Below are 1,121 nucleotides of genomic sequence, written 5' to 3'. Positions count from 1 at the left end.
TGTGCATGTTGTTCCCCTCGCCGATGGAAGCTGGCTGTTTGGCGACATCAGCTTCGCCCTCCGGTCAGAGGGGAACAACCTCTTGAAACATCACAGCTAGTGCACCACAAAGCCAGTCGGAAGATGACGATGAATAAGCGTTTTCTTGCTGCTTTCGCCACCGCACAGGCTGTTGGTGAAATCGCCTTCTGGTCTTGGGAGCGCTTGCCTCCGCAGATCGGAGTTTGGTTATGGGGCTTGGGGTTAATCCTGCTTTTCCCAGGCAATTTTGTTGGCGCCATGGCAGTTGAAAAGTTGCTTTGGAACAGAGGGTTGTCACTCATTCAGTTAAGTGTGATCGAAATTCCTGTTGAGATCGTCATCAATCTCATTATCTGGATGCTGCTGTATAAACTCGTGCGGTTTATTTGGCAGAAATTGATGGGCAAAAAGGGACTTAGCTAATTGGCCTGCCCCCACTGGCCGTACCAATGATTACTGATAAAGCCCGGGGTTGAAGGGTACTGCGTTGTTGCTGGTTTGTACTCGGTGGTTGGCGGCGAACTGTGCCGGCGGGATGCGGCCGCAACTGCTGTGCGGACGCACCTGGTTGGAGTCCTGACGCCCGTGGGCGACGACCTCGCGGGCCTGCGCCAGTGAGGTGAACCGGTGTTCGTTGAGGCATCCGTCGCGGAACTTGCCGTTGAAGCGCTCGATGTAGCCGTTCTGCATGGGCCTGCCCGGGTCGATCAGCAGGTGTTCGATGCGGTGCTGCTGGGCCCAGGCGATGAATGCCCGGCTGGTGAACTCGGGACCGTTGTCGGTGCGTACGGCCCGCGGGTAGCCGCGGAAGCAGGCCACCTGGTCCAGCAGGCGCACCACGTAGGCGCCACTGATCCCGTGATCCACGGCAATGTCCACGCACTCGCGGGTGAAGGCGTCGGTGAGGGTCAGGCACTTGAGCCGGCGGCCGTTGGCCAGGGCGTCGCTGACGAAGTCGGCGGATTCAACCGCGAAGTGCACCGCGTTTGAAGGATGCCTCGAACATCACCTGAGGCGTTCGATAGCGTAAACGCTTTCGTGGCCGCTGATTGAGCTGGTCCTCGACATGCTGAAGCGCTTGATCGGTGATCGCGGCAAGA

The 1,121-nt window shown here is 58.3% G+C and carries 1 protein-coding gene and 1 pseudogene; one reads left to right on the top strand and one right to left on the bottom strand.

Features of this window, described 5'->3' with window-relative positions; translation table 11 throughout:
* Positions 1–129: 129 nt before the first annotated feature.
* On the top strand, positions 130–444 hold the full coding sequence (locus C7456_RS17105; RefSeq protein WP_139942852.1) for a hypothetical protein: 315 nt from the start codon (positions 130–132) through the stop codon (positions 442–444).
* 30 nt (positions 445–474) lie between these two features.
* On the opposite strand, the pseudogene C7456_RS16745 reads toward C7456_RS17105, so the two are convergent.
* Positions 475–984, bottom strand: a pseudogene (locus C7456_RS16745) (integrase core domain-containing protein); the annotation flags it as partial.
* Between the last annotated feature and the right edge of the window lie 137 nt (positions 985–1,121).

The sequence above is a fragment of the Fulvimonas soli genome (genome assembly GCF_003148905.1).
Classification (GTDB): domain Bacteria; phylum Pseudomonadota; class Gammaproteobacteria; order Xanthomonadales; family Rhodanobacteraceae; genus Fulvimonas; species Fulvimonas soli.
This window is presented reverse-complemented; position numbering and strand designations above follow the sequence as displayed.